Raw genomic sequence first — 25,339 nt, forward strand, 5'->3', positions numbered from 1 at the left:
AACATAAAGGCGCAAGGTGGACCTGCCGGTCACGATTGGAAACTCATACTTAGGTTTGTGCATCGGGCTTGTTCGGGCCAATCCCGAGCGCCTCGCTCATTCTCACCAGATCGGCCAGCGACTTCGCGCCCATCTTCCGCATGATCTGGCCGCGGTAGATCTTGACGGTGATTTCGGCCAATCCGAGCTGGGCGGCGACCTGCTTGTTCATCAGGCCGGACGTCACCAGTGACAATACGTCTCGCTCCCGCGAGGACAGTGACTCGAAGCGTGATCTGACCGTCGAGACCGTCCTGTTGAGGTCGCGGCGCTTGCGGTCTCGCTCGATGGCGGCCTGGACTGCGTCGAGAATGTCCTGATCGCGGACCGGCTTGGTCAAGAAGTCGATCGCCCCGCTCTTCATGGCCCGAACCGTCATGGGAATATCGCCATGACCGGTAATAAAGATGATAGGCGTGTGGATATTTGCCTTGGCAAGGTCGGCCTGCAGCTCGAGGCCGCTCGTTCCGGGCAGTCGGATGTCGAGCACCAGGCAGCTCGGGACGTCTGGCGGCTTGGCCTGGAGGAGCTGCGGCGCCGAGCCGAATGCTTCGACCTTGAGACCGACCGACTCGAACAGATTGGTGAGCGCACGGCGCATGGACGCGTCGTCGTCGACGATGAGGACAAGGGGCTGATCGCCGTCCTTCTGCGGTGGCGAAGATTCCGCGCGCTCGGTCACGGTGCTTCCTCTCGGTGGAGGGGCAAGGTGATCTGAAAAGTCGCGCCGCGCTCCTGATTTGGTATGGCGGAAAGTCGCCCGCCATGGGCCTCGATGATCGATCGACAGATCGACAGGCCCATGCCCATGCCGGAGGACTTCGTGGTGAAGAACGGCGTGAACAGGCGGTCTATCGCCTGTTCGCTGATGCCGGTTCCGCAGTCGGAAACGCTCACCTGCATCGCGCCATCGCCGCTCGCCTGTGAGCGGATCGCCAGTTCGCGCGGGCGATCGTGGACGTCTGCCATGGCCTCGATCCCGTTCATGATCAGGTTGATCAGGACCTGCTGCAATTGGATGCGATCGCCAAAGATCTTCGGCAGCGCCGAGGACAGCTCCATGCGGACGGACACGCCGTGGCTGGCCATCTCGCGCTGAACGAGCGCGACGGCCTCCCGCACGACCGCATTGGCGTCGAGCGGTACCATCTCGATGTCAGAACGCTTGGCGAGCGCCCGAACGTGACGGATCACGTCGCCGGCACGCCTGCCGTCCTCGATGATCCACTCGACGGAGCGGCGGGCCGCTTTGAGGTCCGGTGGATTGCGCTGCAGCCAGGCGAGGCAGGCGTCGGCGTTTGCGATCACTGCAGCGAGCGGCTGATTGATTTCGTGGGCTATCGAAGCGGTCAGCTCACCCAGTGTCGTGACACGCGTCACATGGGCGAGCTCGGCCTGGGCCTTCCGTAGCGCGTCTTCGGCTTGATTGGCCCGGATGGCCGCGGTTACGTCCGTGCAAACGCCACGGTAGCCCAGGAAAGCGCCGTCCGCGTCGAAGAACGGCTTGCCGCTGGTCCGCACATAGATCGGCTGCCCGTTGCGGTCCTTGCTGCGATACACCAAGTCGCGGAACGGGACGTGGGCGTCGAGGGCCGCGCGATGTTGTCGCCATTTCTCGGGCTCAAGAGCGGCGTCGGGCGCAATGTCCCACCGCGTGAGCCCGATCAGGCCCGCGGGAACAGTGTTGGTATCCGAGTGTTCCGATACCTGGGTGACCCGGTGGTCCGGCCCGGTTTCCCAGAACCAGTCAGAGGCAGTTTCGGCATAATCGCGAAAGCGCTGCTCGCTGTCGCGGAGCCTGCGTTCTGCCTCTTTGGCCGCCGTGATGTCGCTGACTGATCCAACGAATTCGACGTAGCCGCTTGCATCTCGCGTCGCCCGTGCCACCGCCCGAACGTATTTGATGGAACCGTCGGGCATCACCAGCCGGTATTCGTGATCGTAGTCTTTCCCCTCGCGCGCCGCCTGGCCCGTCGTCTGCTGCACGGCGAGCCGGTCCTCCGGATGGATCCGCTGGAGCATGAACGGGATATTGGGCTTCGTCCCTTCTTCGCATTGGAAGATGCGATAAGTCTCCTTGGACCAGGTGATCTCGCGGGTTTTGGCCTTCCAGCCAAAACTGCCGGTGTGGCTCAATTCCTGCGCCTGGGCGAGATAAGCCTCGCTCTGTCGCAGCGCGTTCTCGGCCTCCTTGCGTTCGGTAATGTTCTCGCAGGCGACCAGCACGATCGGCCCGCCATTGGCTCGCAGCATGGCCTTGGCGTTCTCGCGCACCCATAACATCGAGCCGTCCTTGCGAACCTTCCGGATCTCCCAGGTGTGTGACTGATCAAGGGTCTTGAGGCACAACGCGACACAGGCGCGGACAGTGGCGCGATCTTCGGCGAGGAAGACATCCAGCACGGATCGGCCGATCAACTCCCCCGGCGTGTAGCCCAGCTGCTCGGCGCCGAAGGTGTTGACGTTGATCACGGTACCGGCCGGATCGACCATGAAGTACATGACCGGCGTGTGCTCGAAGACCTGCTGCCACTGCTTGACCGCCTCGAGCAAGTCGGCACCACGGGGCTCGGTGTGCTGCTTGGCGGGAACAGTTTGCCTCAGGCAGCCGACGAGGAATTGCGCGGCTGACTTCCCGAATGTCGCTGCCCGGCCAGGCTTCATCGCTGGCGCTCCCGGCACTCTCTGCGTGAACAGAAGTAGAGCACGTTGCGACGAGAGGAGCAATTCCAGCCAAAGTCGGATCGGCGGTCATGGTTCGCCTTTGGACTGTCCGCTCGCCGCCAAAGTCCATGGCGGCGCCTCAAGGACACCGTGCCGGCCAACGTTTCACGGTGACCGTGCAGCCAGAGGGTCATGCGCCATCACGTTGAACTCGGGCAGGGTGGGCCCCGGGCGAATACGGGACAAACCTAGGTATAGCTCCTCCATTCCTAGTCATGTCGGCCATTTACCTCCGTACAATTGAGCGTTTCGTGCCCGGCGGACTAGCCTCGCGACCATCGGAAGTCTCGAAGGCAACAACTGAGAAAAGCGCAAGCAACAGAGGGAGACAGCAATGTGTGATATGTCGGTACTTCCTGAGCGTCGCCTATCGGAGTCCGAAAGTTGCTCCTCAGGGAATGGCTGTGCGGTGTGCGGCGGCAAGTTTGGCCTGATCCGCTACTATTCCTGGCGCACGGCGCTCTGCTCCAAGAAGTGCGTTGATCGTTTCCGCACGCGAAGCGAACGCGACCGCCGGTGGTTGTTTCGGGCCCAGGTCGCATAAGGCTGGATTGGAGAGCTGATCCGGGAGGCCGTGCGTTGAACCGCTCATGCAAGCTCTTCTGCTGGATCGTTCTCATCGCCCCCATCGCGGCCGCCCACGGACAGGAGGCAGGACACGGTGCCGTTCATCGCCGGCATCCGCCCCAGGACCAGGCGCTGCACGAAAAATTCTATTCGACCTGGCGCATGCCGGACAATCCGGGCGTCAGTTGCTGCAACAGCGCCGACTGTTATCCGACCGACATCAAGTACATCGGCGACCAGATCTATGCACGGCGCCGGGAGGACGGGAGATACATTCTGATCCCACCGCAAAAGGTGGAGAGAAACAGGGATAATCCGGACGGCCGGAATCATCTGTGCGCTCCACCGCCCGCACTGTCTCCGCTCGACAGCGTTTACTGCTTCGCTTTGGGAGGTGCCACATGAGATTCGCGTTCGTGCTGGTCAACGGCCGGACCCCGTTCCGGCAGACCTCGTGTATGCAGTGCTGCGAGCCGATCAGCAGCAGTTATTTGCGCGAGATCGCGACCCGTCTGCCTTACTGCGATCATCAGTGCTACGCGCTGTTCTGCGAGACGCTCGCGAAAGATGGCGTGAGAGCGGCTTCATGAAATTCGTGGTGGTCAATCACGAGCCGCCGTTGCACGCGGCCGCGTGCAGCACATGCTCGCGGTCGCTCCGCTCCGGCTATGTCCGCCATGCGCGGACGCAGCGCCGTTACTGTGACGACGATTGTTACCGGCGCGGCGAATTCTCCACGCTGTTCATGCACTGGCCGGTGCCTGGGCGGACGGAACCAATTGCCGGCAAGGTCGAGCTCGCCGCTGGCAGCATGATCCAGACGTTGACGGTGATGAGTGCCGTCTGGTGCTGGAGCTGCACGATCACTGCCTGGACCTTCGCGAGAGCTTTGACCGCCGCATATTTGGACAGTCGCGACCCGATCACGATGGAAGGAGGTGACACCTAGAGCATGATCCGGAAAAGTGTAAAGCGGTTTTCCGAAACGATCATGCTCAAACAATAATCTAAAGCGCAATGACGATTCATCCTAATCGCATCGCGCTTTAGCTGCGCGACTGCACGCGCGTAGAAGCCGCAGCACCGTATCCTTGCAAGCGCCGCGTCCAGCCCCGGCGGCGTCGATCAGGGAATGGGTGCTGCGGCCGCCGCTGGCTCCGTTGCGCTGGCCTCGTGAGTCACCACGCGCTGGTCGCTCTTGCCGGCGATCATGCTGCTGCCCTCGAACCTTGCCCGGTAGACCAGCACGTTCTCCATCACGCGCTGGACGTAGTTGCGCGTCTCGGACAGCGGGATGCGCTCGACCCAGTCGACCGGATCGACGTTGGGGTCCCGGGGATCACCGCGCTTCTGCACCCATTCACGCACGCGGCCGCGGCCGGCATTGTATCCGGCGAAGGTCATGATCTGGTTACCGCGATATTCCGAGAACAGCGCGCTGAGCTCGGCGGCGCCCATCTGCGTGTTGTAGACGGGGTCGGAGACCATCCTGTCCCAGTCGTAAGTCAGGCCGAAGCGCTTCGCGGTGTCGCGTCCCGCTTCCGGCGTCACCTGCATCAGCCCGACCGCGTTGGCATGCGACTTGTCGCGCTGCTCGAACGAGCTCTCGGTGCGTGCCACCGAATAGATCACGCTGGTCTCGATCGCCGGTGCGACCTGCTTGTGCTCGGGGATGCCGATGGTCGGGAAGGCGTAATGGTCGAGCGCGAGCCCGCGCGCCAGCGCGGTCTTGCCGACCTCCAGCATCACGCGCGCATCGTTGCGCCGGCCCGCAAGCTCGCCGAGCGCTTCCAGCGCGGCGACGTCGGTGCTCTCTTTGGCGAAATCCTCGGCGTAATAGAACACCATGTCGCGCTCGCCGATGCCGTAGAGCATGTCGGCGGCGCGCACGCGCTCGTCCGCAAGCTGCGCATCGGTCGAGGCCAGCACCGGCGAGGGCGGACGCAGCTCGATGCCGTCGAGGCCGAGCCTGGCGCGGGCGAGCTGGCCGTAATAGGCGGTGTGATAGCGCGCCGCCGCCCGGTAGCTCATGCGCGCGTCGGCTGTCGCGCCCATGGCTTCGGCCGCGCGGCCGCGCCAGTAATGCGCCCGCGACAGCGCGATCGGATTGGACGAGCCAGCGTCGATCGAGGCGAAATGCACCATCGCCGTCTTGGGATCGTCGAGATAGCGTAGCGCGATCCAGCCGCACATGAAGTGATAGTCGACGCGGTAGACCTCCTTTTCCGGCACCGCGGCCGTGTGCACCACGTCATAGGCGGTCCTGGCCTTGCCCTGGTCGAGCAGCTTGCGCGCCAGCATGCGGCGCTCGCGCCACCAGGCGTCGGTGTCCTGGGCTGCCATCATGTCGGGCTTGGCAGCGAGGATCACCTCGGCCGCGTCGTCGATGCGGTCGTTCTGAAGATGCCACTGCGCGCGGCACAGCACGTAACCGAGATCGCGTCGCTCCTCGGCCGCGACATCCTCGAGCAGATCCTTGGCCTTGCTCGCCTTGCCGGTGACGGCGGCGCAGGCCTTCACGATCGCGAGCGCGTCCTCGCCGAGCCGCTTCGCCGCGCGCCGCGCACCTGCATAATCCTTGGCGCCGAGGCGCTTGTCCATGCGCGCGCGGTGATCGTCGGCGGACAGAAGGTCGCCGAACGCCGCATAGGAATCCTCTTCGCTCCGCTCGGACAGTTCCTCCGCGCGCCAGGTTTCCCGGACCAGCCGCGCAGCCCTGTCGGTCTCGCCTTCGGCGAGCAGGACGCGCGCGAGTGCGAATTTGCCCTTGGCACTGGTCGGGCGATCCATCGTGAACTTGTGCACGATGGCCGCGTCGGCCTTCTCCTGCCACAGCCGTGCCTCGGCACGGCGGCGGAGCAGGGCGCTGCTCGGCCAACCGGGATTGGCGGCGAGGAAGGCGGCGTAGCGCTTGAAATTCGCGGTACTGTCGGGATGGCGCAGCATGAACCAGTCGGCGAGCTTCTGTCCGGCAGGGTCCGTGATGCGGTCGCGCGCAGCGCTCGCGTCTTCGGTCTTGCCCTTGCGCGTCAGGTCGATGGCGTCCTTCAGCGCGGCGAGATCGCCGGTCAGCGCCGGCTTGGCCGCGGGCTCCTCGACCGCCTTCTTCGATTTGCGCTTGGCCTCGGCGTGCTTGCCGTGTCGCGCTTTGCCGGCGGAAGCGTGGCGGTGCTTGCCCGCTTTCGCCTCATGCGTCTTCTTCGGTGCGGATGATTTTTGACTGCTCTTCGCCGCCAGCTCGGTGGGAAGGAGGGCCATCGCGGCCACGGCAACGACACACGCGAGCGAGCGTAGGCACTGGTTCATTGGATGGTCCCCCCTGCGAAAACCACTACAAACCAAGGTCCGCGACATGCGGCTTGCGAATCAAAACACCGAACGATGCGTCGGGATCGTGTCGCATCCTCAAGCTGTCGCAACAATGCGGCAAAATACGGATAGGAGCTGGGGAACTTCCGAAAGGACGGAAGAGGCAGCGGTTTTAACCTTTTGTTAACGAGCAGGCTTCGCGCGACGATTGCGCGCGGTACAGGACGCCAGAACGGCCAGATTGCACGTGTTGCCTCGGCCAAATCCGGTGTATGAGTTCCCTCGCTTCATCCTTTCAGCCTTTGCCCTGTACCTATGCCGATTTTCAACCAGTCGATCCGGCGCAAGATCGTCGGCATCGCGCTCGGATTGATCGTTCTGATGCTGGTCACCTCGATCCTGTCGATGGTGATGTCCAGCCAGGTCGGCATTTTGCTCGACGAGCTGACCAACCGCTACATCCCGGCCTATAGCCATCTGGCGCGCGCGAACATCCGCTCGCTGGAACGGGCGCTGGCGCAGCGGCGGATGGTGATGACCAGGATGGAGGCGCCGTCGGACGAGGAGGCCTACACGGCGCGGCTTCGCGACTTCGAGGCCTTGGACCGCAATTTCGAGCGGGAGGCCGAGGCCGCTCGCAAGCTCATCAACGCGATCATCGACGACTCCAGGACGTATTCCGACAACGCCGCGCTGGCACGGCTCGACGTCCGGATCGAAAGCTCCGTCACCGAGCTGCGGCGCGATCTCGACGAGGGCAATGCGAAACTGCTCAAGCAGGTCGAGGCCAAGGATATGGCCGCGGCCCGCGGCACGCTGGAACACCTCGACACGCTGCGCGATGCGTTCAACCGGAAGGTCGATGCGATCCGCGCCGACATGCTGGCGCAGGTCTATTTCTCGACGTCTCAGGTGATCGGCCGCCAGCACCAGACGATCATCGTCTCTGGGGTCGTAACCCTGCTCGCGGCGATCGTCGGCTTCGTGTTTGCGCTGCTGGTGAGTAGCGGCATCACGCGACCGGTGCGCCTGCTGCTGGCCGGCGCCCGCGAGGTCGAAGCGGGCCGGTTCGACAAGCCCATCACCGTCTCGACACAGGACGAGATCGGCGAGCTCGCTGCCGCCTTCAACCGCATGATCGAGCAGCTCAGGCACAACGAGCGCATTCGCGAGACCTTCGGCCGTTACATCGACCCGAAGGTGGTGCAGGGCCTGATCGACCGGCCGGAGGTCGCCATCGACGGTGAGCGCCGGGTGATGACCATCTTGTTCTGCGACATGAGCGGCTTCACCTCGATGAGCGAGGGCATGACGCCGCGCGGCCTCGTCAAGGTGATGAACCACTACTTCACCGTGATGTCCGCTCCCATCAGGAACAATCGCGGGATCATCGACAAATATATCGGCGACGCCATCATGTCCTATTGGGGGCCGCCCTTCATCGAGGAGGATGAGCAGGGTCTGCTCGCAGGGCTCGCCGCCGTCGAGATGACCGATCAGGTGCCCGCGCTGCAGAAGCAGCTGCCGGACCTGCTCGGCATCCGCGCCATGCCGGCGCCGTGCGATCTTCGCGTCGGCATCGCCACGGGCGAGGTCCTGACCGGCAGTATCGGTTCCGAGCTGATGATGAGCTTCACCGTGATGGGCGATGCCGTGAATCTCGCCTCGCGGCTGGAGGCCGTCAACAAGGTCTACGGCACCCGCATCCTGATCTCGCAGGCGACCGCGGACGGGATCGGATCGCGCCTGGAATTGCGCGAGATCGATCGTCTGGCGGTCGCGGGCCAAAGCGCGCCGCAGGCGATCTTCGAGCTGATGGCGAGACCAGGCGCGCTCAGCAATGCGCAAGTGAGCTTGCGCACGCATTATGCCGATGGTCTCGCCGCCTATCGTGCGCGGCGCTTCGACGAGGCCCGCGCCGCCTTCAACGCGGCGCTCGAGGCAGTCCCCGGCGACGGCCCCTCGCGCACGATGCTCGGCCGCATCGCTCAATTTGTGGCCAATCCGCCGGATCCCGATTGGGACGGCGTCTGGCGGCTGGAGCAGAAATAGCCGTGCTTTGCGGTCGGGCACGCCGCGCCGGAAAAAAGATGCTACTCCATAACGATGTTCGCCGTGACCTATTTCCCGGGCTTAGGTTGGATGTCCATGAGGCGTCTGATGGGGACACGCCGATGACACATCTCGAAGACAGGCTGGAACGGTTCGAGACGCTCACCGCCGAATGCGAGCTGATCGCCAAGCTCGCCACCGACAGCAGCAAGCGCGAGTTCTATTTGAAGCTCGGGGAACAGTACCGTCAGCTGGCCGTCGATATCCGGCAGGCGATCGCGACGACGGCTGCGGCCTGAGCCGGCTGAAATCCGTTCTTAACGTTTGGCGCGCATCCTTGGAGCAAGCGAGCACCGCCGGTCGGCGACACTCGTTGGTGGGAAGGCCGGGGTTCGCTGCAATGCAGCGCGCCTCGTGAGTGTGATTTGCCATGTCTGACAGGGCAATCCCATGCGCCTCGTTGCAGTGATCATATTCGCGCTCATGACGGCGGCCTGCGATCAGGAGCAGGACATCACCGGCTCGACGACGCCGGCCTGTCCGTTGCGCAACTACAGCTACAATCCACGCGACATGAACCAGTGCGTCAGCGCCTGCAAAACGTGCGACCGCGGCACGACGGTCACCTGCACGACCTCCTGCACCCTCAAGGGCGCTCGCTGAGCATTTTGCGGATGCGCGGAACCGGTAGGGCCCTCGAGCCAATGCCGGCGGTGCTGGAGCACCGGAACGATTCACATGCATTAATCATTGAAGGAGGCGGCAGGACGCGGAGTCCAATGGAATGGGTATGCTCGATCCCGGTCGATTTCTGGTGTCGTGCTCGCATTGCGATGCCTGGCCGATGGCGGCCAATGTGAAACGGTCGAGCTGGTCGGCGTCGCCGCACGAGGTCCGCTTCGTCTGCACGCGTTGCCGCCGCGAAGAAACGGCGATCGTCTCGGCCTCCGGCGAATTGACCCCCATCAAGCGCGTGGATGCCCCGCCACGCGATGTCGCTGTCGCCTGGGCCCAGGCGCAACGCTCGCGCGGGCGGTCCTGATGTTCGGCGTCGTCGTCTCGTCGGTGTTTCGCTTCTCTGTCAACCCGCCCGCATAAAAATATTCCGCTTTACCGAAATTCGGAAATGGCGTATGTGTCGCCCATCCCGGCTCAATCTCGAGGGGCGATCATGAGGTCGTCATTGTCGCGAGCCGGGCTTGCGGTGGACGCGGCAGCGTCGTGTACGAGAGCTGAGGGCAGGGCGGATTGCTCTCCGTGAGCCCCTAAGCTTCGTACGGACGAGCGGCGCTGTCAGGTTCGTCGCGCCGGCATTTCGATGGCAACGTGCACAACGCCGTCGAACCCTGCGGCGCCAACGAACCGCGCGTACGGCAAAACCGTGTGGTCCTGGCCGTCGTTGCTACGGTCAAGCTCTGGCGAATGCGGCATTGGCGTCAACCGGCGCGGTGCCGGTGACTTTCGCGGGAGCGAGGGAGGCCAGAGGGAACTCGGCTCCCGGGAGAGCGCGGCATAAGCCGTCCGACCATCGCGCAGGGAAGGCCGTGTGTTGGGCTTCACCTGTATGCTGCTGTGCGGTTCTTCCTGCGTGTGCTTTTCGCGCAGCGGACCGCGGGTGCCGCCGGCACCCGGCCTTCCCTGCGCCCTCTTGGAAAAGAGGGTGAAGTGACCAAGCAAAGCTCGGGCGAAATCAGCCGCGAGAATGCGAAGGCATGTCTGCACCTCCACACTCGCTGTCATCGCCCGCGAAGGCGGGCGATCCAGTACGCCGAGACGCCAGTGATTGAAACGAGGGGGCGCGGCGTGCTGGATTCCTTGCCTTCGCGGGGAATGACAAGTGTTACTTGGAGAACGCAGCGTCGCCTCACACTCCGTCATTGCGAGCGCAGCGACTTGTCCGCCGAAGCCTTTGGCGAAGGCGGAAGCAATCCAGAATCTTTCCGCGGCGGGATTCTGGATTGCTTCGTCGCAAGGGCTCCTCGCAACGACGAGGAGGAGAGTGCGAGCGCTACACTCTCTCGTGCCCCGGACGCAGCGCAGCGTCCCCCCGGCGATGCGAAGCATCGTCCGGTTCGACGATGCGCTGCAGAGCCGGGGCCCATCAATCTGCGCCGTACCATGTCACCCTGGGTCCCGGCTCTGCGCCGCAACGCCCCGCGTTGCAGCTTGTCCGGGACACGAGCGATGTGCATCGCTTCGCGTGGGGCCGCCGCCGACTCACTTCCGGTATGCCGCCTGTCGTCCAGAGCGGATGTTCTGTGCCTTCCGAAAGATCTCAGGTTGTGGATCGTCATTTTAGCGAGGTATCCACGTAAGGAAGCCCGTGTCTTCCCGGTACGATTGTGCTGCCTGTGCAACACCCACATCGGATTTAACCCTCATCACCGGCGGTTCGCATCGCCGCCGCTTTTTGGCCACACCCGAACATGAATAAAATCGCTCTAATGTTTTAAGGGCAGTGGCGGTCTTCGAAGGCGACGAGAAAATCCCAAGGTCGATTCAAATCTTGGCTCTGATTTTTCGGGTCTGAAAGGGTTGGCAGGGGAAGCTGGTTGCGATGGGCGCGAAGATCAACAAGCAAAGGCTGCCGAGCCGTCACGTGACGGAAGGCCCTGCGCGCGCGCCGCATCGGTCCTACTTCTACGCCATGGGTCTGACCACCGAGCAGATCCACCAGCCCTTCGTCGGCGTCGCCTCGTGCTGGAACGAAGCTGCTCCCTGCAACATCGCGCTGATGCGTCAGGCGCAGGCGGTGAAGAAGGGCGTCGCGTCCGCCGGCGGCACGCCGCGCGAATTCTGCACCATCACCGTGACCGATGGCATCGCCATGGGTCATGACGGCATGCGCTCCTCGCTGCCGTCGCGCGAATGCATCGCCGATTCGGTTGAACTGACCGTGCGCGGCCATGCCTATGACGCGCTCGTCGGGCTCGCCGGCTGCGACAAGTCGCTGCCGGGCATGATGATGGCGATGGTCCGCCTCAACGTGCCCTCGATCTTCATCTATGGCGGCTCGATCCTGCCCGGCAATTTCCGTGGGCAGCAGGTCACCGTGCAGGACATGTTCGAGGCGGTCGGCAAGCATTCGGTCGGCGCCATGTCGGACGAGGACCTCGACGAGATCGAGCGCGTCGCCTGTCCCTCGGCCGGCGCCTGCGGCGCGCAGTTCACCGCCAACACCATGGCGACCGTCTCAGAGGCGATCGGGCTGGCGCTGCCGTACTCGGCCGGTGCTCCGGCGCCGTACGAGATTCGTGACGCCTTCTGCATGACCGCGGGCGAGAAGGTGATGGACCTGATCGCCCAGAACATCCGGCCGCGCGATATCGTCACCCGCAAGGCGTTGGAGAATGCGGCCGCCGTGGTCGCCGCGTCCGGTGGCTCGACCAATGCTGCGCTGCACCTGCCTGCGATCGCGCACGAGGTCGGCATCAAGTTCGACCTGTTCGACGTCGCTGAAATCTTCAAAAAGACACCATATGTCGCGGATTTGAAGCCGGGTGGCCGTTATGTCGCCAAAGACATGTTTGAAGTAGGTGGCATACCGCTTCTGATGAAGACGCTGCTCGACAACGGCTTCCTGCACGGTGATTGCCTTACCGTCACGGGCCGCACGATCGCTGAAAACCTCAAGAGCGTGAAATGGAATCCGCACCAGGACGTGGTGCACCCGGCAGACAAGCCCATCACCGTGACAGGCGGTGTGGTCGGCCTGAAGGGCAATTTGGCGCCAGAAGGTGCGATCGTGAAAGTCGCGGGAATGTCCAACCTCAGGTTTACCGGTCCAGCCAGGTGCTTCGACCGTGAGGAGGACGCGTTCGAGGCGGTCCAGAACCGCACCTACCGCGAAGGCGAAGTCATCGTGATCCGCTACGAGGGGCCGAAGGGCGGTCCCGGCATGCGGGAAATGCTCCAGACCACGGCAGCGCTGACCGGCCAGGGCATGGGCGGCAAGATCGCGCTCATCACCGACGGTCGCTTTTCCGGTGCCACCCGCGGCTTCTGCATCGGCCATGTCGGGCCGGAGGCGGCGGTCGGCGGCCCGATCGGGCTGCTCGAGGACGGCGACGTCATCGAAATCGACGCGGTGGCCGGTACCCTTAACGTAAAATTGAGCGACGCCGAGCTCGCCCAGCGCAGAACCAAATGGAGCGCCCGCGCGACTAACCACACGTCGGGTGCGCTCTGGAAATATGCTCAGCAGGTTGGACCGGCGATCGGGGGGGCAGTGACCCATCCGGGCGGCGCGCACGAGAAACAGTGCTATGCGGACATTTAGGCGTGCCACAGTTGCGTTTGTGTTGGGGGCGGCTGCGCTGGCCGTGCCGGCGTTCGCCTTCGACGGTTCGCCGGTCAATCCCAAGGATGCGACAATCCCGGTCGTGACGACCTTGCCCGGCGCTGCGGGTGCGGTGCGCACCAAGGTTCCGCCGCAGGTCGCAACCCAGGAGACCTCGCTCAGCGCCCTGCAATATGCCGCCGAGGGCGGCCACCCCATCGCGCAGTGGAAGCTCGGCCGCATGTACGCCAACGGCGACGGCGTCGCCCAGGACGACCTGCGGGCCTTCGAATATTTCAGCCGGATCGCCAATGCGCATGCCGAGGACAGCCCGTCGGCGCCGCAGGCGCAGATCGTGGCCAACGCCTTCGTCGCGCTCGGCCGCTACTATCTGGCCGGCATCCCGAATTCGAAGGTCAAGGCCGACCCGGACCGCGCCCGCGAGATGTTCTCCTATGCCGCATCCTATTTCGGCAACGCGGACGCGCAATACGACCTCGCCCGTCTGTACCTGAAGACCCCGGACGCCTCGCGCGAGGACTACCGCTATGGCGCGCGCTGGCTTGGCCTCGCCGCGCAGAAGGGCCAGCACCAGGCCCAGGCCTTGCTCGGCCAGATGCTGTTCAACGGCGACCGCCTGCCGCGGCAGGCCGCGCGCGGCCTGATGTGGCTGACGCTGGCGCGCGACAGCGCCGGTGCCGACGAGGTCTGGATCAAGGAAAGCTACAACCGCGCCTTCGCCAAGGCCTCCGACGACGACCGCGCCATGGCCCTGCAAATGCTGGAGCAATGGGTGCAGGGGCGTCGGGAGTGATCGGCTGAGGCGGCCTCAAGCCGCCTCGAGATCCAGATCCGCCCACACCGGAACGTGGTCCGACGGCTTCTCCCAGCCTCGCACATAGCTGTCGATGCCGACATTGGCGAGCTTGTCGCTGGCCTGCGGCGACAGCAGCAGGTGGTCGATCCGCAGCCCCTGGTTTTTCTGCCAGGCCCCGGCCTGGTAGTCCCAGAACGTGTAGAGCCCGCCCTCGTCGGTGACGGCGCGCAAGGCGTCGCTGAGGCCGAGGCCGAGCAGGGACTGGAAGCTCTCCCGCGTCTCGGTCTTGAACAGCGCGTCCTCGGTCCAGGCGGCCGGATTGTGCACGTCGCGGGCATGCGGGATGACGTTGAAATCGCCGGCCAGGATCAGCGGGACCTCCTCCTTGAGTCGCTCCTTCGAATAATCAAGAAGCCGCGACATCCATTTGAGCTTGTAGGGATATTTGTCGGTCCCGACCGGGTTGCCATTGGGCAGATAGAGGCAGGCGATGCGCAGCACGCCTCGCTTGAGCGTCACCACGCCTTCGAGGAAGCGGGCATGGCTATCCTCGTCGTCGCCGGCGAGGCCCGAGTTGGTCTCGTCGAACCTGAGCTTGGAGAGCAGGGCGACGCCGTTGAACGTCTTCTGCCCGTGCGTCACCACGTTGTAGCCGAGCGCCTCGATCTCCAGCCGCGGAAAGGCCTCGTCGACGCACTTGATCTCCTGCAGGCAGACGATGTCCGGCTGGCACTCCTTCAGCCAGGTCAGGAGCAGATCGATCCGCTGCCGGACCGAGTTCACGTTCCAGGTGGCTACTCTGATGGGCATTGGGAGGGCTCCGCGCAGGGGGTCTTGGGTTAGAACAAAATGCAAACGCGCCCGTCAAGCCGTCCGCAAAATCTCCCACAAAATTAACCCGGCTTAAGCAGGCCGCAGGCCATTGATCGTCAAGAGGTTCCTCGGATGGATGGCCGGACAAGGCGATGAATCGAACTCAGCCGCGTGACGGCCTGATCGGCGCGTTCCTGTATTGGCTCGGCGGCTTCGAGATCGAGGACGGTCTGACCGCCGATCTCAGCGAGCGCGAGATCCGGCGCATCCGCGCCAAACAGATCGACGCGGTGACCCAGCTGATCCCCGTGACGATGGCGGTGACGATGCTGAACGTCGCCATCGTACTGATCCTGTTCTGGGGCAGGGGCTGGAACGACTTCCTCGCGATCTGGGGCCTGACGCTCGCCGTCACCGCTTCGCTCGCGGTGCGCGCGTGGCACAGGTCGCATCAGGACCCGCCGCAGGAGGCTTCGCCCCGCGCGGCGCGGCAGACGCTGCGGCAGGCGTTTTTTCTCGCCGCGATCTGGGGCGCGCTGCCGCTCGCTCTGTTCAGCCGCATCGAGCCGACCAGTCAATTGCTCCTCGCCTGCCTGATGGTCGGCATGATGTCCGGCGGCGCCTTCACGCTCTCGACCTTCCCGCGCGCGGGCCTCGTCTATCTCGCGACCATGACGATCGCCTGCGCCGGCGCGCTGCTCCTGTGCGGCACCGGCCCATATCTGGTGACCGCCGTGTTCCTGCTGCTGTTCGCATTCTTCATGGCGCGTAACATCGTCTCCCAGGGCAACCTCTTCCTCGGCAATCTCAAGGCCCAGCTCGAGCTCGAGCGCCAGACGGAGATCATCTCGCTGCTGCTGAAGGATTTTCAGGAGAACGCCAGCGACTGGCTCTGGCAGACCGATGCCGAGGGACGTCTCGTCGACGTGCCGCAACGATTCGCGGACGTCGCGCAGCTGCCGCTTCCGCTGCTGAAAGGCGCGCAGTTCGCCGACGTGCTCGACATGCTCTGCCCCGAGGACAAGTCAGCGGCCTACAACATCGTCGGCCTGATGGAGCAGGCCGAGCCGCTGCACGAGATGAATCTCAAGGTCGTCGCAGGCGGCGAGGCCCGGCTGTGGTCGCTGACGGCGAAGCCGGCCCATGACCGTGACGGTCATTTCCTCGGTTATCGCGGCTTCGGACGCGACGTCACCGAACGCTGGCGCGCGGAAAAGGCCGAGGCCGAAAGCCGCGCCAAGTCCGACTTCCTGGCGGTGATGAGCCACGAGATCCGCACGCCCATGAACGGCGTGCTCGGTCTTGCCAGCATGCTCCTCGAAACCAGGCTCGATCCGGAGCAGCGCGAGGCCGTCGCCACGATCCGCGAGTCCGGCGACAACCTCCAGCGCATCCTCAACGACATTCTCGACCTCTCCAAGCTGGAAGCTGGCCGCTTCCAGTTCGAGGCGATCGACTTCGCGCCGCAAGCGCTGGTCGAGACGGTTGCGACCGTGGTGCGCGCCAGCGCCAAGAGCAAGGGGCTCACGGTCAAGGTCGAGCTCGATCCGAACCTGCCGCCGACGCTCCGCGGCGACGTCGCGCGCATCCGCCAGGTGCTGCTCAATCTCGCCTCCAACGCTGTGAAGTTCACCGACGAAGGCGAGGTGACGATATCGGCGACCTGCCAGGCGCGGCGCGACCTGCTGGCGACCGTCGAATGGACGGTGACTGACAGCGGCATCGGTATCGCGCCCGACAAGCTCGGTCTGCTGTTCAGCGATTTCGCCCAGGCCGATGCCTCGATCAGCCGCCGCTTCGGCGGCACTGGCCTCGGCCTTGCCATCAGCAGGCGGATCATCGAGCAGATGGGCGGCACGATCGGCGTCATCTCGACGCCGGGAGAGGGCTCGACCTTCCGTTTCACGCTGGTCCTGCCCTGGAGCCAGGCGCAGGCGTCCGATCAGGCTGGCGGCCGCGACGAAGCCGACGAGCTCAAGGCCCGGATCGCCGGTCTCGACCGGCCGCTGAAGGTGCTTGTCGCGGAGGACGATGCGGTCAACCGCATGGTCGTGAGCAAGATGCTGGGGGCTTTCGACATCGAGCAGCGCGTCGTCACCGACGGGACCGAAGCCGTCGCGGCTGCCTGCGAAGGCAATTACGATGTCGTGCTGATGGACGTGCGCATGCCCGACATGGACGGGCTCGCCGCCACCCGGGCCATCCGCGCGCAAGGCGGGCGCTTCGAGACCTTGCCGATCGTCGCGCTGACCGCCAATGCCTTCCCCGAGGACATCAAGATCTGCCGCGAAGCCGGCATGTCGGACTTCCTGGCCAAGCCGCTGCGCAAGCCGGCGCTGGTCGGAGCGTTGCTGCGGGCGCTGGACGGCCACGTCATGTCGGAGGACGCGCCGCTCCAGCCGGCGTTGATGCCGACCGAGGTGGCCTGGACGGACGAGGAAAGGCAGATAACGGGCGCGTAGCCGCGTTAGACCGAGAAGCTCGTCCCGCAGCCGCAGGACGCGGTGGCGTTGGGATTGTTGACGCGGAACGAGGCGCCGATCAGGTCATCGACGAAATCGACCTGCGACCCCGCCAGGAACGGCTGGGAGGCGGAATCGACCAGCACCACCGCATTGTCCTGCTCGATCACGAGATCGTCGTCGGTGCGGGCACGGTCGATGTCGAACTTGTACTGGAAGCCGGAGCAGCCGCCGCCCTCGACGGAGATGCGCAGCATCGCGCCAGAACCTTCACCCTTGAGGATCTCCCCAATCCGGCGTGCGGCCCGGTCGCTGATGGTCACGGCAGTCGTCATTGCTGGTCTCCGATAGTCCCGGCGTCATACCCAATTCATTTGGTATCCCGCACCCGACATAGTTAAGTGCCACCATACGCAGAATCAAATGGATAGGGACTAAATTCGCCGTGTCCGTCGGAATGGCAGCCCCCCGAGCGCCCTATGCCTGCGACCCCGATCGCAGCCGCGGCCGGTTGGTCGCCGAGCCCCCGAGCCGGACCCGCAGCCCGTTCCGGCGCGATTGCGACCGGGTGATCCATTCCACCGCGTTCCGACGCCTGAAGTACAAGACCCAGGTGTTCGTGTTCCACGAGGGCGACCACTACCGCACCCGGCTGACCCATTCGTTGGAGGTGGCCCAGATCGCCCGCGCGCTGGCCCGCCAGCTCGGGCTCGACGAGGATCTCACCGAAACATTGGCCTTGGCCCACGACCTCGGTCATCCGCCGTTCGGGCACGCGGGGGAGCGGGCGCTGGATGCTTGCCTGAAGCAGTTCGGGGGGTTCGACCACAATGCCCAGACGCTGCGCGTCGTGGCTTCGCTCGAGCACCGCTATCCCGAGTTCGACGGGCTCAACCTCACCTGGGAATCGCTGGAAGGCATCGTCAAGCACAACGGGCCGCTGACCGATCGCAGCGGCGCCCCGGTCGGGCGCTACCGCGAGCATGGCGTTCCCGTCGGGATCGCCGACTACGTCAAGACCTACGATCTCGAATTGTGGAGCTTCGCCTCGCTGGAGGCGCAGGTCGCCGCGATCGCCGACGACATCGCCTATGACGCCCATGACATTGATGACGGTCTGCGCGCCGGCCTGTTCCAGCTCGACGATCTCAAGGTGATGCCGCTGACGGCCGAGATCATCGCCGAGACTGCGGCGCATTATCCCGATCTTGAAGACGTCCGGCGCGGTGCCGAGCTGGTGCGGGAGCTGATCTCGCACCTGATCGGAGCGGTGTTTGCGGAGACAGAGAAGAACCTCGCGGCCGTGAAGCCGCAATCGGCCCAGGATGTCCGGCGGCAGAGCCGGGCGCTGGTCGCGTTTCCCGCCGAGGTGGCGGAGGAAGAGGCCGCCATCAAACGCTTCCTGTACCAGCACATGTATCGCCACGCGCGGGTGATGCGGGTGATGGGCGAGGCCGAGCAGATCCTGTTTGACCTGTTCGCGAAATACCTGAAATCCCCCAGCGAGCTGCCGCCGGAATGGCTGCTGGGGGCTGAGGCGGACGACGAGGGCGACCGGGCCCGCCGGATCGGCAATTTCATTGCCGGAATGACTGACCGCTTCGCCCTGACCGAGCACCAGCGGCTCTTTGACTCGACCCCGGATTTGCGTTAGGCGGCGGCCATGCCCCAGACATCCTCATCGCTGCATCTGTTCGCCGACGTGCTCGCACGCGTGCACGGCGCCTGCCGCGCGCTTGCGGCGGATTCCAGCTGGCCCGAGGGCATCGATTTCTCCCGCGTCGTCGTCGAGCCGCCGCGCGATACCTCCCATGGCGACATGGCGACCAACGCCGCCATGGTGCTTGCGAAAGAGGCAAAGGCAAAGCCGCGCGATCTCGCCGAGCAGATTGCCGAACGGCTGCGTTCCGACGCGCTGATCGCCAAGGTCGATGTCGCCGGTCCCGGCTTCATCAATCTGACTCTGAAGCCCGCCGCCTGGGCCGAGGCGCTGCGCACGGTGCTGCGCGAGGGTGCCGAATACGGCCGCATCCGGGGCGCCGCCAAGGTCAATGTCGAATACGTCTCGGCCAATCCGACCGGGCCGATGCATGTCGGCCATTGCCGCGGCGCCGTGTTCGGCGACGCGCTGGCGAGCCTGCTCCAGTTCGCCGGCCACGATGTCACGCGCGAATATTACATCAATGACGCCGGCGCCCAGGTCGACGTGCTCGCGCGCTCAGCCTTCCTGAGGTATCGCGAAGCGCTCGGCGAGGACATCGGCGCGATCCCGGAAGGGCTCTATCCCGGCGACTACCTCAAGCCGGTCGGGCAGGCGCTGGCGACGGAGCATGGCGACAAGCTGCTCGCGATGAGCGAGGCCCAGTGGCTGCCGACCGTGCGCGCCAAGGCGATCGCGATGATGATGGACGAGATCAAGGACGATCTCGCCGCCCTCAACATCCGCCACGACGTGTTCTTCTCCGAGCGCTCCCTGATCGAGACCGGCAACAACAAGGTTGCCGAGACCATCGACTTCCTGAAGGCCAAAGGCGACATCTACGAAGGCCGCCTGCCGCCGCCGAAGGGCGCGCCGGTCGAGGATTGGGAAGACCGCGAGCAGTTGCTGTTCAGGGCGACCGCCTATGGTGACGACGTCGATCGTCCGCTGATCAAGTCGGACAATTCCTACACCTACTTCGCCTCCGACATCGCCTATCATAAGAACAAGTTCGACCGCGGCTTTGCCGAGATGATCGACGTCTGGGGCGCCGACCACGGCGGCTACATCAAGCGCATGCAGGCCGCGGTGAAGGCGACGACGTCGGCTAAGGGAGCGCTGGACGTCAAGATCGTCCAGCTCGTGAAGCTCTTGCGCAACGGCGAGCCGGTGAAGATGTCCAAGCGAAGCGGGGACTTCGTCACCTTGCGTGAAGTGGTGGATGAGGTCGGCCAGGACGCCGTCCGCTTCATGATGCTGTACCGGAAGAACGACGCGGTGCTCGATTTCGACCTGGCCAAGGTCATGGAACAGTCGCGCGACAATCCGGTGTTCTACGTCCAGTACGGCCATGCCCGCGGTCACTCGATCTTCCGCAATGCCCGCGCCGAGGTGTTCCCGGAACTCCCAGAGGATGCCGGCGCGCGGATCGCATGGCTCGCTGAGTCGGCGATGGAACGCCTGTCGGACCCTGTCGAGCTCGATCTTCTTAAGCGCCTCGCAATTTATCCGCGCATGCTAGAAGCTGCCGCCGCTGCCCATGAGCCGCACCGAATTGCCTTTTATCTCTATGATTTAGCCAGCGAATTTCATGCACTTTGGACGAAAGGGCGCGATTTGCCCTATTTACGCTTCATTATCAATAATGATGCAGATCTTACAAAGGCGCGATTGGCAATGGTCCAGGGCGTCGTCTCGGTCCTGGCATCGGGCCTCGCCATCCTCGGCGTCCATGCCCCGGACGAGATGCGGTAGTTTGGGGCGAACTACTTAAGGGGAATTCGGGGGTAACCGGCAGAAGCCGGATCGCTTAGACTTGGTTGAAAGCCTTGTGGGTCGAAAGCCGTGCCTTGGTCGAGGGGCGCGCGGCTTTCCCGAAGGGACGCATCATCACGATGGCCGAACGATATCAGGACAGACCGTTTCCTTCCGATGACTATGGTCGCGGCGGCGACCAGCATGGGAAGGCGGATAGCGATCCCTTGGCCGAGCTCGCCCGTCTGATCGGGCAGACCGATCCGTTTGCAGCGCAGTCGCGTCCGCCGGCGGCGCCCGCCCATAGCTATCAGGACCACGATTACCGCCAGCTCGATGATCAGCAGGACTACGCGGAGCAGGCACCGTCGCCGCCTTCATGGATGCGGCGTGCCAACGTACAACCGCAGCCGGCACCCGCGCCCGAGCCTGACTATCCGGTCACCGTAAGCCCGGTTCATCCGCTGCATCGCTACGCGGCCAAGCCCGCCGCGCCCGAGCCTGTCGTTCATCAGCCGCAGGCCTACCAGGACTCCTATCAAGATCAGGCTCATCCGGAGCAGGCCTATCAGCAGCATGGTCAGGCCTACCAGGAGCAGTCCTATCAGGAACCGTATGCGCAGCCCGATCCGTCGCGCTACGACGATGCGCTCTATGGTCGGCTGGAGACGAGCGAGCAGGACTATCAGCGCGAGCCGGCCTATCCCGACGACCCTTACGCCTACCAAAGCGACTATCCCGAGGAAGAGGTCGAGGAGCCGAAGAAGCAGCGCGGCGGCATGATGACGGTTGCGGCGATCCTGGCGCTTGCCGTGCTCGGCACCGGTGCTGCATTCGCCTACAAGACCTATATCGGCTCGCCTCGTAGCGGCGAGCCGCCGATCATCAAGGCCGACAACACCCCGACCAAGATCGTGCCGGCGCCGACGGACTCCGCGGCCAAGGTGCCGGACCGCATGGTCAGCGGTGACGGCACTGAAAAGATCGTGCCGCGCGAGGAGGCGCCCGTCGACGTCAACGCCACGGCGGGCGGGCCGCGCGTGGTGTTCCCGCCGCTGAACCAGAATGCGAACCCGCCCTCGGTGGCGAGCGTGTCGCCATCCACCGTGCCGCCGCCGAGCGCGGGTCCGAGCCCGAGCAACGGCACGCTGCCGAACAATTCGCCGCGCGCGATCAGGACCGTTGCGGTGAAGGGCGATCAGACCGATAGCGCCGTGCCGCAATCTGCCGCCGCCAAGCCGGCGCCCGCGGCGCCGAAGCCCGTTGCCGCGCCGGTTGCGCCCGCCGCGCCGCGCAATCCGCCGACCTCGGCCAATGCCAGCGCCAACCAGCCGATGTCGCTGGCGCCGCAATCGTCCCCGGCGGCCGAGCCGCCGCAGCGGATGGCTGCGACCAACCCGACGCAGATCGCGCCGACCAGCAGCGGTGGCGGCTACATCGTGCAAGTCTCCTCGCAGCAGAGCGAGGATAGCGCCGCCGCATCCTACCGGGTGCTTCAGAGCAAATACGGCAGCGTGCTCGGTTCCCGTTCGCCCGTCATCAAGCGTGTCGACCTCACCGACAAGGGCAAGGGAGTCGTCTACCGCGCCTTCGCCGGCCCCTACGGTTCGGCCGAGGAAGCGACGCAGGCCTGCAACAATCTGAAGTCCGCAGGCCTGTCTGCCTGCTTCGTCCAGAGGAATTAACGGCCGTTTCCTTGACCCCCTCGCGGGGCAGGGTTAATCGGCCGTTATGAGAACGCGGGCCTTCATTACCGGCGTATCCGGAACGGAACTGACCGCCGCCGAGCGGGAGTTTATCCGTGCCGAACGCCCATGGGGCTTCATCCTGTTCAAGCGCAATGTCGCGACACCGGCTCAAGTTGCTGCATTGGTTGCGGAATTGCGTTCGGTCGCGAAGGCCCCCGACGCGCCGGTCCTGATCGACCAGGAGGGGGGACGGGTGCAGCGGCTGGGGCCGCCACACTGGCCGGTTTATCCGCCGGGGGCCGTATTCGCGAATTTGTACGACAGTGATTCGGCCCTCGGGCTCACCGCGGCGCGCCTCAGTGCCCGCCTGATCGCAGCCGATCTCGTCGATCTGGGCATCACCGTGGATTGCCTGCCGCTGGCCGATGTGCCGGTGCCGGGCGCCGATGCGGTCATTGGCAACCGAGCCTACGGCACCGAGCCGGGCAAGGTCGCGGCGATCGCCCGCGCCGTCGCCGAGGGCCTGGAGCAGGGCGGCGTGCTGCCGGTGCTCAAGCATATTCCCGGGCATGGCCGCGCCACCGCCGACACCCATTTCAAGCTGCCGACCGTCGACACGCCCCGGGACGAGCTGGAGCGGACCGATTTCGCCGCATTCAAGCCGCTGGCTGATCTGCCGATGGCCATGACTGCACATGTTGTGTTTAGCGCCTTCGACCCCGCCCATCCGGCGACGACATCTGCGACAATGATTGCTGACGTGATTCGCGGCGCAATCGGGTTCCAGGGTTTGTTAATGAGTGATGACGTGTCGATGAACGCGCTGTCGGGGAATATCGCCGAGCGGACTCGCGCGATCTTGGCGGCCGGCTGCGACGTGGCCCTGCATTGCAACGGCAACATCGAGGAGATGCGCGACGTCGCCGGCGAGACACCTGAACTGGCCGGTGGGGCGTTGGAGCGGGCGAACGCCGCGCTCGCCGCACGCAAGCCGCCGCAGCCGTTCGACCGCGTGGCCGCACGCGCCGAACTGGATGCATTGATCGCACGGGCAAACACGGCATCGGCATGACTGCAGAAATCCTATCGTTCGAAACCGGGCGGCCCGCAGAGCTCGCCGAGGGTGAGCCGGCGTTGGTGGTGGACGTCGAGGGCTATGAGGGCCCGCTCGATTTGTTGCTCGCGCTGGCGCGGCAGCAGAAGGTCGATCTCGCCAAGATTTCGATCCTCGCGCTCGCCGACCAGTACCTCCATTTCATCGAAGCCGCGCGAAAGATCCGGCTGGAGCTCGCCGCGGACTATCTGGTGATGGCCGCATGGCTTGCCTTCCTGAAGTCGCGCCTGCTGCTGCCGGAGCCGCCGAGCGCGGAAGGCCCGAGCGCCGAGCAGATGGCGACGGCGCTCGCCAACCGGCTGCGCCGCCTGGAAGCCATCCGCGAAGCCGCCAACCGGCTGATGAACAGGCCGCAATTGCAGCGCGACATCTTCCCGCGTGGCGAGCCCGAGCACATCGCCGAGATCAAGCACCCGAAATACACGGCCACGCTCTATGATTTGCTCACCGCCTATGCCGCGCAACGCCAGTCGCGCGTGCTGGCGAGCGTGCATCTGGCCAAGCGCACGGTGTGGTCGCTCGCCGAAGCGCGCGCCACGCTGGAGCGGCTGGTCGGCAGCATCACCGAGCAGGACGATTGGGGTGTTCTCGACGACTTCCTGATCCGGCATGTCGCCGACCCGACGCAGCGCGCGACGGTGTTCGCCTCAAGCTTTGCCGCCGCGCTCGAACTGGTGCGCGAAGGTCAGCTCGAGCTGAATCAGAAGGAAGCGTTTGCGCCGATCTATTTCCGGAAGGGGCGCCCAAAACCGGTCCCGGACGCAGCTCCTGCGCCTGATGCGCCGGTCGCTTAAGTGCAAGAAGGAGAATCTGCCATGGCAAGCCTGGCTGAAGTGCGGGTAGAAGAGGCCGAGCCGATGGAGAACGAATCCCAGGCGCGTCCTGAGGAGTTGCGGCTGCTGGAGGCGCTGCTGTTCGCCTCGAATGAACCGCTGGACACCGCGACGCTGGCCAAGCGCATGCCCGAGGGCGTCGACGTCAAGACGGCGCTCGAGCAATTGCAAGCCGATTATGCCTCGCGCGGCGTCAATCTCGTTCGCGTCGCCAACAAATGGACGTTCCGCACCGCGGGCGATCTGGCTTGGCTGATGACGCGGGAGAGCACCGAGACCCGCCGCCTGTCGCGGGCCGCAATCGAGGTGCTCGCGATCATCGCCTATCACCAGCCGGTGACGCGGGCCGAGATCGAGGAGATCCGCGGCGTCGTCACGTCAAAGGGCACGCTCGACGTGCTGCTGGAGACCGGCTGGATCAAGCCGCGCGGCCGACGCAAGACGCCGGGCCGGCCCTTGACCTTCGGAACCACCGAGGAGTTCCTGTCGCAGTTCACCTTGGAACAGCTCGGCGACCTGCCGGGCCTGGAAGAGCTGAAGGGGACGGGCCTGTTGGATTCGCGCCTGCCCACCGGGTTCAGCGTGCCGACGCCGTCGGACGATCCGGCGCTGCGTGAGGACGAGGATCCGCTGGAACCCGGCGATGACCTCGATCTCGCCCTTGCGCCTGCGGTCGAGCCTGAGAGCCCGCCAGAAGGCGGCAATGAGGGTGGCAGCGAAGGCGGCGCCGAGGACTGACGTACCGGCGAATTACGGGCCCCTGCGACCAGTTAACACTAGCAAGATTGCGTAGCACCGACAGCGAATTGGCGCTGCCTTGGTCCTTGTTTTTGAGGCCTGCCAAGCCTAGGTTTCGGTGAGATCGGCCGGGTCCCCGGCTATGCGCGTTTGGAGGGTTGCAGGATGGGTTCACTCAGCATTTGGCACTGGATCTTGGTGATCGCAGTGGTCCTGCTGCTGTTCGGCCGCGGCAAGATTTCGGATCTGATGGGCGACGTGGCTCAGGGCATCAAGGCGTTCAAGAAGGGCATGCAGGACGACGACAAGGCTGCCGAGAAGCCCGAGCCGGCGAAGTCGATCGAGCACAATGCTGCGCCGACCGCGACACGGTCCGACGTCGGCAGCAAGGCCGTCTGAGCCGGAAGAAGCACGCGAGACGCGGGTAGCGGCCCGATCCTGCGCGCAAGG

22 protein-coding genes are annotated in these 25,339 nt (G+C 64.8%); 17 read left to right on the plus strand and 5 right to left on the minus strand.

The annotated features are described in order from the left end of the window. Positions 1-49: 49 nt before the first annotated feature. Together ABIA40_RS10565 and ABIA40_RS10570 are read right to left on the minus strand one after the other, a co-directional pair. Positions 50-721 (minus strand): response regulator transcription factor, encoded by a 672-nt coding sequence (locus ABIA40_RS10565; RefSeq protein ID WP_404540945.1) that lies wholly within the window; start codon positions 719-721, stop codon positions 50-52. Beyond that, a complete protein-coding gene (locus ABIA40_RS10570; protein ID WP_404540947.1) occupies positions 718-2,703 on the minus strand; it encodes a PAS domain S-box protein in 1,986 nt (661 codons plus the stop codon). The genes ABIA40_RS10565 and ABIA40_RS10570 overlap by 4 nt, the downstream gene beginning before the upstream one ends. Positions 2,704-3,342: 639 nt before the next feature. On the opposite strand from ABIA40_RS10570, the gene ABIA40_RS10575 reads away from it, so the two are divergent. From ABIA40_RS10575 to ABIA40_RS10585, 3 genes are read left to right on the plus strand one after another with little or no spacing between them, the layout of a single operon-like run. After that, positions 3,343-3,735 carry a hypothetical protein gene (locus ABIA40_RS10575; protein ID WP_244941489.1) on the plus strand — a complete coding sequence of 131 codons (393 nt, stop codon included), beginning with the start codon at positions 3,343-3,345 and terminating at the stop codon, positions 3,733-3,735. After that, positions 3,732-3,920 (plus strand): hypothetical protein, encoded by a 189-nt coding sequence (locus ABIA40_RS10580; RefSeq protein WP_271537802.1) that lies wholly within the window; start codon positions 3,732-3,734, stop codon positions 3,918-3,920. Before ABIA40_RS10575 ends, ABIA40_RS10580 begins: the two co-directional genes overlap by 4 nt. Beyond that, positions 3,917-4,279 (plus strand): hypothetical protein, encoded by a 363-nt coding sequence (locus ABIA40_RS10585; RefSeq protein WP_157283653.1) that lies wholly within the window; start codon positions 3,917-3,919, stop codon positions 4,277-4,279. The genes ABIA40_RS10580 and ABIA40_RS10585 overlap by 4 nt, the downstream gene beginning before the upstream one ends. Before the next feature lie 176 nt (positions 4,280-4,455). Here ABIA40_RS10585 and ABIA40_RS10590 read toward each other — a convergent pair whose 3' ends face one another. Further along, a complete protein-coding gene (locus ABIA40_RS10590) occupies positions 4,456-6,636 on the minus strand; it encodes a lytic transglycosylase domain-containing protein (RefSeq protein ID WP_271537806.1) in 2,181 nt (726 codons plus the stop codon). Between the two features lie 318 nt (positions 6,637-6,954). Between ABIA40_RS10590 and ABIA40_RS10595 the strand changes: the two genes are divergently transcribed. The 6 genes from ABIA40_RS10595 to ABIA40_RS10620 all read left to right on the plus strand — a co-directional run bounded on the left by ABIA40_RS10595 (position 6,955) and on the right by ABIA40_RS10620 (position 13,784). After that, complete coding sequence (locus tag ABIA40_RS10595) at positions 6,955-8,691, plus strand: adenylate/guanylate cyclase domain-containing protein (RefSeq protein WP_404540950.1); 1,737 nt, start codon at positions 6,955-6,957, stop codon at positions 8,689-8,691. Between the two features lie 122 nt (positions 8,692-8,813). Further along, the gene (locus tag ABIA40_RS10600; protein ID WP_167361664.1) at positions 8,814-8,990 is read left to right on the plus strand and encodes a hypothetical protein; all 177 of its coding nucleotides are present in this window, start codon (positions 8,814-8,816) and stop codon (positions 8,988-8,990) included. Positions 8,991-9,141: 151 nt separating this feature from the next. Next, a complete protein-coding gene (locus ABIA40_RS10605; RefSeq protein WP_036044357.1) occupies positions 9,142-9,354 on the plus strand; it encodes a hypothetical protein in 213 nt (70 codons plus the stop codon). Between the two features lie 121 nt (positions 9,355-9,475). Beyond that, positions 9,476-9,733 carry a hypothetical protein gene (locus tag ABIA40_RS10610; RefSeq protein WP_036009816.1) on the plus strand — a complete coding sequence of 86 codons (258 nt, stop codon included), beginning with the start codon at positions 9,476-9,478 and terminating at the stop codon, positions 9,731-9,733. A gap of 1,515 nt (positions 9,734-11,248) precedes the next feature. Next, positions 11,249-12,970 (plus strand): dihydroxy-acid dehydratase, encoded by a 1,722-nt coding sequence (gene ilvD, locus ABIA40_RS10615; protein WP_404540953.1) that lies wholly within the window; start codon positions 11,249-11,251, stop codon positions 12,968-12,970. Next, positions 12,957-13,784, plus strand: coding sequence for a tetratricopeptide repeat protein (locus ABIA40_RS10620; RefSeq protein WP_157286102.1), 828 nt, complete (start codon positions 12,957-12,959; stop codon positions 13,782-13,784). The genes ilvD and ABIA40_RS10620 overlap by 14 nt, the downstream gene beginning before the upstream one ends. Before the next feature lie 15 nt (positions 13,785-13,799). Here the strand turns inward: ABIA40_RS10620 and xth are convergent, their stop codons facing one another. Continuing rightward, a complete protein-coding gene (gene xth, locus ABIA40_RS10625; RefSeq protein WP_271537818.1) occupies positions 13,800-14,597 on the minus strand; it encodes an exodeoxyribonuclease III in 798 nt (265 codons plus the stop codon). A 155-nt stretch (positions 14,598-14,752) separates the two neighbouring features. On the opposite strand from xth, the gene ABIA40_RS10630 reads away from it, so the two are divergent. After that, positions 14,753-17,062, plus strand: coding sequence for an ATP-binding protein (locus ABIA40_RS10630; RefSeq protein ID WP_404540955.1), 2,310 nt, complete (start codon positions 14,753-14,755; stop codon positions 17,060-17,062). A 5-nt stretch (positions 17,063-17,067) separates the two neighbouring features. On the opposite strand, the gene erpA is transcribed toward ABIA40_RS10630, so the two are convergent. Next, positions 17,068-17,397 carry an iron-sulfur cluster insertion protein ErpA gene (erpA, locus tag ABIA40_RS10635; RefSeq protein ID WP_024342679.1) on the minus strand — a complete coding sequence of 110 codons (330 nt, stop codon included), beginning with the start codon at positions 17,395-17,397 and terminating at the stop codon, positions 17,068-17,070. 110 nt (positions 17,398-17,507) lie between these two features. Here erpA and ABIA40_RS10640 point away from each other — a divergent pair, with 110 nt between their 5' ends. The 7 genes from ABIA40_RS10640 to ABIA40_RS10670 all read left to right on the plus strand — a co-directional run bounded on the left by ABIA40_RS10640 (position 17,508) and on the right by ABIA40_RS10670 (position 25,288). Continuing rightward, positions 17,508-18,716 (plus strand): deoxyguanosinetriphosphate triphosphohydrolase, encoded by a 1,209-nt coding sequence (locus ABIA40_RS10640; RefSeq protein WP_271537822.1) that lies wholly within the window; start codon positions 17,508-17,510, stop codon positions 18,714-18,716. Positions 18,717-18,725: 9 nt separating this feature from the next. Continuing rightward, on the plus strand, positions 18,726-20,516 hold the full coding sequence (argS, locus tag ABIA40_RS10645) for an arginine--tRNA ligase (RefSeq protein WP_271537824.1): 1,791 nt from the start codon (positions 18,726-18,728) through the stop codon (positions 20,514-20,516). A gap of 140 nt (positions 20,517-20,656) precedes the next feature. Then, positions 20,657-22,201, plus strand: coding sequence for an SPOR domain-containing protein (locus ABIA40_RS10650; protein ID WP_271537826.1), 1,545 nt, complete (start codon positions 20,657-20,659; stop codon positions 22,199-22,201). Between the two features lie 46 nt (positions 22,202-22,247). Next, complete coding sequence (gene nagZ / locus ABIA40_RS10655; protein WP_271537828.1) at positions 22,248-23,276, plus strand: beta-N-acetylhexosaminidase; 1,029 nt, start codon at positions 22,248-22,250, stop codon at positions 23,274-23,276. Then, entirely contained in the window at positions 23,273-24,112 is an 840-nt protein-coding gene (locus tag ABIA40_RS10660) for a ScpA family protein (protein WP_172783664.1), read from the plus strand. The genes nagZ and ABIA40_RS10660 overlap by 4 nt, the downstream gene beginning before the upstream one ends. Positions 24,113-24,133: 21 nt before the next feature. Then, on the plus strand, positions 24,134-24,889 hold the full coding sequence (scpB, locus tag ABIA40_RS10665) for an SMC-Scp complex subunit ScpB (protein ID WP_271537830.1): 756 nt from the start codon (positions 24,134-24,136) through the stop codon (positions 24,887-24,889). A 165-nt stretch (positions 24,890-25,054) separates the two neighbouring features. Then, entirely contained in the window at positions 25,055-25,288 is a 234-nt protein-coding gene (locus tag ABIA40_RS10670) for a twin-arginine translocase TatA/TatE family subunit (RefSeq protein ID WP_036012762.1), read from the plus strand. The last annotated feature ends 51 nt before the right edge of the window (positions 25,289-25,339 follow it).

The organism is Bradyrhizobium sp. USDA 223, from assembly GCF_044909005.1.
In the GTDB taxonomy this organism is placed as follows: Bacteria; Pseudomonadota; Alphaproteobacteria; order Rhizobiales; family Xanthobacteraceae; genus Bradyrhizobium; species Bradyrhizobium yuanmingense.